Source organism: Scytonema sp. NUACC21 (genome assembly GCF_054684315.1).
The window spans coordinates 41109-47799 of record NZ_BAAFZH010000046.1 but is presented as its reverse complement, the minus strand read 5'-3'; the positions used below and the strand labels follow the sequence as shown (position 1 = coordinate 47799).

Sequence of the window (6691 nt, the reverse complement as noted above, 5' to 3'; positions counted from 1 at the left end):
GTTGATTCTAGCAATGATGCTACCAGTTTAGTTGTGGATATTCTCAGTGGAACCACTTCAGGTCCAGAATTACCCGTCGGACCCTTTGACACTTGGAAGCACCAGCGTAACATCGTGAACCGATATTTTCAGTCTTTGGGCTGGTCAGACCTGGAAACGGTTAATATTTGTCAAAAAACCTGGGGTGATGGTCCTTACGGGCGCGAACGAGTATTTGTGGGAGAGTTACTCGAAAACCGTAATATGCTAACGACAAATGCTACAGCCAGATTACTACACAGTATCGTTGGTGGCGTGGCAGTGTCCAGCGTGCGATCGCAAGCAATGATGGCTTTAATGAAACGCAGCCTCAAACCGGAGGATTTGCCAAAAGATGTGGAAGAAGACCAAGTGACAGGTTTTATAGGCGGTGGTCTTCCCCAGAATGCTCAAATCTGGTCAAAGGCGGGTTGGACAAGTCAAGTCCGTCATGATGCTGCGTACATTGAAATACCAGATAAGCATCCCTATCTATTAGTTGTTTTTACTGAGGGTAAAGCGAACGCGAAAAATCGCTCCATTTTGCCTTTTGTGTCCCAACAGTTTGTAGAAGCAATTAGCGGGTTGGGTTGACAGGGAATTGGTGCAGTTCGAGATCGTCCTACCTCGTTTCGTTCCCACGCATAGCGTGGGTTTGCATTCTCAAAAAGCTCTATAGCTCAAGAATTTACTAGTCTTTATTAATAGACGTATGGATATATATTCCAACAGTCATCATTCTTGCTTGTCATCTTTCTATTTGTGGATACGCTCGTTAAATTTCTTCTACCAATCTTTAAAAGACTCATATCCGCTAGGGGGTGTGGGAAGCAGTTTTTTGGTGTTATATGTTGAATATTGCCAAAACGCGGTTTAAGGTCATATAACTCATTATTTATCAGGCAATATTCTTTTAGGAGTGAATGTGAACAATATTTTTTTCTGTAAGAATGCTTTTCAGTTACTGAGCATATCAGCTGCTATGGCAGTTTTAGGTAGCAGCTTACCTGTTGTAGCTCAGACAGTGGATACCAAAAGCACTCAGCAGTTAATCCAGTCTTCCGGAATTGAAGCGTCTTCCCAAGTAGCAACAAGTATTGAAGTAGAAAACTTCTACCCAAACGTCTTTACTCCATCTGTGGAATCTACCGTCTTGGAAGAGAATTCAGCATCTGCTTCAGATTTAGACCAGGTAAAGCAGTTAGCAGATAACAGACAACAAGAAACTGGTAACAATGTGGTTACACCTGTTCCAGGAACAACAGCAACTTCATCTGCAGCGCTTGTCACTCCCCAAGAAACAGAAGCCCAAATGAAGCCCTCGGGTTCTGATGTAGCACAGTCAGATATTACCATCGAACCTGGTAGAAGAACCCGTGGTGGCTCAAGCTACATCGGAGTAGGAGGAAACATCGGTCTGGGCGGTGACTCGGCTTTGGGTGATGGTAGCTTTATAGTTCTCAGCAAAATAGGATTTACACCTACCATTTCTGCGCGTCCATCAGTTGCAATTGGAGATGACACCACAATTCTCCTGCCCGTAACCTATGACTTTTCATTTAGTTCGGTAGATCCGTTCTCGGAACCGTTACCCATTGCTCCCTATGTTGGGGCTGGTGCGGCTATTCAAACTGGCGATGATACTGAAGCTGCCTTTTTACTAACTGGTGGGATTGATGTACCTATTTCAAGTCAATTTACGGCAACAGCTGCTGTCAATGCAGCATTTTTCGATGATGTTACCGTAGGTTTGGCGATTGGAGTTGGTTACAACTTCAGTGGCTTGTTTGGTAGGTAAAACTTAGGTGTTAGGGGTGAGGGGTTAGTAGTTAGTAGACAAATTCAACTAACTACCTAGGGACGCAGGTTCGTTCGCCCCTACTCCCTATTGAGGGCTAACTTTATCGATGGTTTTCAGTTTACCGTTGTCTTCAACAGCCCAAACGTTGTAGATACCAACGACATCCCCATTTGGGTCAACATCTACATTACCACTGGCTCCTTGGTAGTTAATATCCTGACCTTCTTTGAGTAACTTCAATCCCTCACAAACATCTGTGACTTCTACACCTGGGGCATTAGACACTTCACGGATTTTACTTGCTATGCCAGTACCAGTGTTCTCTTTAGCAGCTTGTGCAGCTAGCACTAACAAAGCGGTAGCATCCCAGGATTGAGGAGCAAATTCTCCTGGTGAACCACCTTTTTTAGACTGCCAAAGTTTGGTAAGAGATTCTAATGCTTTGCCGTTAGAACCCGGTACTGTACCAATAACTCCAGCAACGATGTATTTCCCATCATTTGTTTTTCCGACTTGCGCTGGAAACTCATCTGACTTCATCCCGTCGGTCAGCATCACCTGTACTCCCTGAAGCAAACCTTGTTGGTACGCCGATTTCAATAGCAAGCTACCTGTTTCTACGTAAAAAACTCCCAAAACTGCATCAGGTTTACCACCGAAAGCAGCAGCAGCTTCACTTTCAAACGTAGTCGATCTCGGGTCGTAGCGAACGGGGTTATTTTTGTTAACAACTGTTCCCCCCAATTTTTCAAAAGCTTGTACAAATGCTTTTTCAAATCCAACGCCGTAATCGTTGTTAATAACAAGCGTGGAAACTCGCTTGTAACCTCTTTTATTTGCCAGTGCCGCTAAAGCTGGTCCCTGATAGCTATCGGGCGGAACAGTGCGTGCCCAAAAACCTTTAAATTCTCCTTTTTTTGCTTGTTCGGTAAAGACAGGGCTTGTGCTACCAGGGGAAATTAGCATAACTTGATTTTGGGTAGCAATTGAGACAGCAGCCGTTGACACGCTACTGGCAAAGGAGCCTACCACCCCTGCAACTCTATCTACAGTTGCCAGTTTTGTCATGCCGGCTGCACCAGATTTAGGGTCGGTCTGGTCGTCTACTTGAATTAAGGTTACAGGTTGACCGTTTACGCCACCACAAGCGTTGACAGTGTCAACCAAAAAGGGAACAGCAGGTATCATCTGCTGTCCTATAGAAGCCAAATCTCCAGTTGCTGGTAGTAGGGAACCAATCTTCAAACCACTCCCACTGCCACCAGTGGTCGGATTTGAGCTTCCTGGAGTTGTGTTACCACTGGTAGTCGTGGGGTTATTTGGGGCTTGAGTATCACAAGCCGCCGTTAAGAAACCAATTCCTATGGTAACCAAAGCTAAGGCAAAGGCTGTGCTCATTCTTTGCATATAGTAAATCTCACTCCTCTGATGTGTAGGAGCCTATATATACGATCGCAAGTTGACTATAGCAGCCCTATTTGATTTGTGAAAATTGCCTGACCCCAGAAACTGGGTTTCTCTAATTTCACGCCTGATTCAGGATTGCTATAGATTAAGTAAAACAGTTTTTCTATCGGCTCCAGAAGATAAATAATAACAAGATTATCCTCCTATTAGAGGATGTGTGTTTTGTTTTTTATGTTCTTCCTTCAATCAATAAATCAATCACGATTATTAAATGGCTACCTACCTTTAGAGCGTGGCAGTTAAAGTAGTTGCCACTAAGTAAGTTATCAGTGCTTATCGATCGCTCTTCAAAACGGAGAGGGAGGGATTCGAACCCTCGGTACGGCCTTACGAACCGTACAACAGATTAGCAATCTGCCGCTTTCGACCACTCAGCCACCTCTCCAGGGTCACGAGTAATAATCATATTACACTCGGACTTGAAATGTCAAGAGTCATTTGTCATTTGTCATTTGTCATTTGTTCTCAATATGAACAAATGACCCTCTAGGTATCTCAGAAGGAGACGCTAAGCACAAAGAAAGCGCACGCTCCACTTTGCCGATAGGCGCTAGCCGTGGCGTCAGCCATAGGTTATGCCCTTTGGGCTCTACGCCAGTTGCCTAGGTTGGGAAACCCGCCTGCAGCACTTGGCTCACAAATGACAAAAGACCGACATCATAACACTTGTGCTCGCAACCATGCTACTGGTAAGCTACATAACTTTTGTAACTTGGGCACGTAAGCACGTTGATTGAACACGTCATAATCGCTGCGTTCAATAACTTTGAGAATTCCACTGTAATGGATGAGGGCTGCCCACACGGGTAAACGGGCATCGGCAGACAGATAACTGATGCCCCTTTCTGCCTTTGCATAAAATTGGCGCGTCCGGGCAATTTGGTAGCGCATTAATGCTCGCCAGCGATCGTCAATTACACCTTTGATCAAATCTTGCTCTGTGTAGTTGAACCGCTCTAAATCCTCTAGAGGGAGGTAAATCCGACCCCGACGTGCATCCTCTCCTACATCGCGTAGGATATTAGTCAATTGACTGGCTATTCCTAAGGCAATTGCTTCGTCAGTGGGAATATATAGTTGTTTGCTCTTATTCCACGGGGCTGTTTGATGAGATGTATCAACTCCCATAATTGCTGTTGACATCAAGCCTACAGTGCCAGCGACGCGGTAACAGTAAAGGTACAACTCCTCGAAGGTTTGATAGCGACTCCGGTATAAATCCATGCGCTGACCTTCGATCATATCCCGAAAGGGTTGGATATTTATCGGGTAGTGGTGGAGAGTATCCACCAACGCTACATCGAAACTGTCCGTTGGGTGTCCTGCGAAAATAGATTTAAGTTGCTGCTCCCACCGATCCAAGGTTTCCGGTGTGGTAATGGCAGCAACAGGACCATCTACCAGTTCATCTGTACGGCGGCACCAAGCATAAATTGCCCAAATATGCTTGCGCTTTGCCTTGCTCATCAGCAGAGTTGCCAGGTAAAAGGTTTTGGCATATTCTGCCGTGAGGTGGCGACAAAGTTGGTAGGACTCGTCTATAGAGACCAACGTTTTCATGCATGGGGGAGAATCTTCTTGATTGTTGTTTCCCCCCTTTATAAGGGGGGATTAAGGGGGGTACATCCAACTTGTATACCACCACTGTAGCCTACAAGTTTTATTGAGAAAATCACAGGCTAAAAAGCTTATTATTTCGTAGGGTCGGCTATGCCGCACATCCTCTTGTTCAAACCTCTCTCTTATAAGGTGGGAGACGAAGCAGAAGAGGCGATCGCCAATTATAAAATTCCTGTTGCTCCTATAAAATATAGGGCACATGGCTATTTTCCACTTCCGTACTAGACTTTCTCTTCACTTTTCGTTAAAATACGGTAAGTTGATGAACATTATGAATTTTAAATTATGCAAAACCTCCCAAAGCTAAGCCAGGAGTCGAGCGTAGTAGCAGGACAATCAACCCTTGAGCAATTGCAGTCAGATGCTCCAGAGGGTTTGAAACAAGGGATTTTAAAAAAGATACGGGGTGGTTTGTTTCTCGTCTTGGGGTATTTACTGTCACCCCTATGTTGGTGGAATGACTTGATATTCAATTTACCGATCGCTTATTTCTTTGGGTATATTTGTAGTTTATTCTCACCCCAATTACTTCTACCGTGCTCTATTGCAGGTTACTGGCTATCTAACGTTGCTGGAATTATTTTGATGCAACGGGGAGCTTTGGATATGTTTCAAAATCAGCCTACAGAGCAAAACCTTAAAAAGGAGCTACTTACAGGTTTAGTAACATCAACTGCTTACACAATTCTTATATTAGCATTAATCCAATTGAAAATTCTTGATACTCCTAATTTATTTCCGGGAAGTTAGTAGGTAAGAGATAGTGGTTAGTAGTTAGTAGATTTATTGACCACTAACCACTATCCACTGTCCCCATTAATAAGATTTCAAAAAATCACTGAGATTAAGTAATTTGTGCTCGCCTTGACCAACAATGACTGGAAGTTTACCGTCCCATTTTTCCAGTGCTTGCTTTTCTAAAATTTCTGGGGTTAAATTTTCGCGCAGTATCCTGTGACTTTCAGCTTCTCCTTTTGCCAAATTTACTCTTGCTTCTGCTTCTTTTGATGCTTTAATAGCGATAAACTCTGCCCGCTTCGCCTCTTGTGCGGCAACTTGCTTTGCTTCCACCGCCTCACCAAATTTTAGTGAAAAGTGAATATGCACTAGAGAGATATCATCAACTGCAATATAATAATTCGCAAGTCGATTCGTTAAGGTTTCGTCTACTATTGCTTTCACTTCACCTCGTTTGGTAATAATTTCCTCGGCAGTGTACTGTGCCATAACTGCTTTTAGTACTTCTTCAATTGCCGGGTTAATAATTCGTTCGATAACGTCCTTTTCCTCTCCAATTCGTTGAAAGATGGCATTGACTTGCTCTGGAATAATATGCCAGTTGAGGGCAACATCTGCAAATACGTCCTGTAAATCTTTGGAGGAAGCCTCAGCCGATATGTCTTGCTTTTGCACTCGAACGCTTAGTTTTTTCACTGTATTGACAACTGGAACAATAACGTGAATACCTTCTCCCAAGATTTGGTCTTGCACTTTACCGAATTCCATTAATACACCACGTTCGCCAGCGTTGACAATTACAAAAGGTGTGAGAAAAAGAGTTATTAGACATAAAAGAGCAGTTAGTTTACCGGCATTGTTAAATGCTTGACTTTTTTTCATCATGTGCTTACTACAATACTTTCACTAAAAGCCATTGACCAAAAATAAGGATAAAGGATTAAGGATGAAGGATAAAGGATGAAAAACAGGCTGATAGATGAATACAAGTTCATGGCATTTTTTAGTATTTGTAGAATACGGTATCTTTGTAGAAATACCGTATTT

At 43.4% G+C, this 6691-nt stretch carries 7 protein-coding genes and 1 tRNA gene; 4 read left to right on the top strand and 4 right to left on the bottom strand.

Annotated features, from left to right (window positions below):
* Together ACYRY3_RS05830 and ACYRY3_RS05825 are read left to right on the top strand one after the other, a co-directional pair.
* Positions 1-612: serine hydrolase (locus tag ACYRY3_RS05830; RefSeq protein WP_460200766.1), on the top strand; the 612-nt coding region annotated here is incomplete at its 5' end.
* A gap of 331 nt (positions 613-943) precedes the next feature.
* Entirely contained in the window at positions 944-1816 is an 873-nt protein-coding gene (locus tag ACYRY3_RS05825; RefSeq protein ID WP_460200765.1) for a hypothetical protein, read from the top strand.
* An 87-nt stretch (positions 1817-1903) separates the two neighbouring features.
* Here the strand turns inward: ACYRY3_RS05825 and ACYRY3_RS05820 are convergent, their stop codons facing one another.
* From ACYRY3_RS05820 to crtB, 3 genes are all read right to left on the bottom strand, one after another.
* Entirely contained in the window at positions 1904-3226 is a 1323-nt protein-coding gene (locus ACYRY3_RS05820) for an ABC transporter substrate-binding protein (RefSeq protein ID WP_460200764.1), read from the bottom strand.
* Between the two features lie 353 nt (positions 3227-3579).
* Positions 3580-3671 (bottom strand) — tRNA-Ser (locus ACYRY3_RS05815).
* A gap of 272 nt (positions 3672-3943) precedes the next feature.
* The gene (crtB, locus tag ACYRY3_RS05810; RefSeq protein ID WP_460200771.1) at positions 3944-4888 is read right to left on the bottom strand and encodes a 15-cis-phytoene synthase CrtB; all 945 of its coding nucleotides are present in this window, start codon (positions 4886-4888) and stop codon (positions 3944-3946) included.
* Between the two features lie 108 nt (positions 4889-4996).
* Here crtB and ACYRY3_RS05805 point away from each other — a divergent pair, with 108 nt between their 5' ends.
* Both ACYRY3_RS05805 and ACYRY3_RS05800 read left to right on the top strand, forming a co-directional pair.
* Positions 4997-5131, top strand: a complete 135-nt coding sequence (locus tag ACYRY3_RS05805; RefSeq protein WP_460200763.1) for a hypothetical protein — start codon at positions 4997-4999, stop codon at positions 5129-5131.
* 60 nt (positions 5132-5191) lie between these two features.
* On the top strand, positions 5192-5656 hold the full coding sequence (locus tag ACYRY3_RS05800; protein WP_460200762.1) for a hypothetical protein: 465 nt from the start codon (positions 5192-5194) through the stop codon (positions 5654-5656).
* A gap of 66 nt (positions 5657-5722) precedes the next feature.
* Here the strand turns inward: ACYRY3_RS05800 and ACYRY3_RS05795 are convergent, their stop codons facing one another.
* Positions 5723-6526 carry a prohibitin family protein gene (locus ACYRY3_RS05795; protein ID WP_460200770.1) on the bottom strand — a complete coding sequence of 268 codons (804 nt, stop codon included), beginning with the start codon at positions 6524-6526 and terminating at the stop codon, positions 5723-5725.
* Positions 6527-6691: the final 165 nt, after the last annotated feature.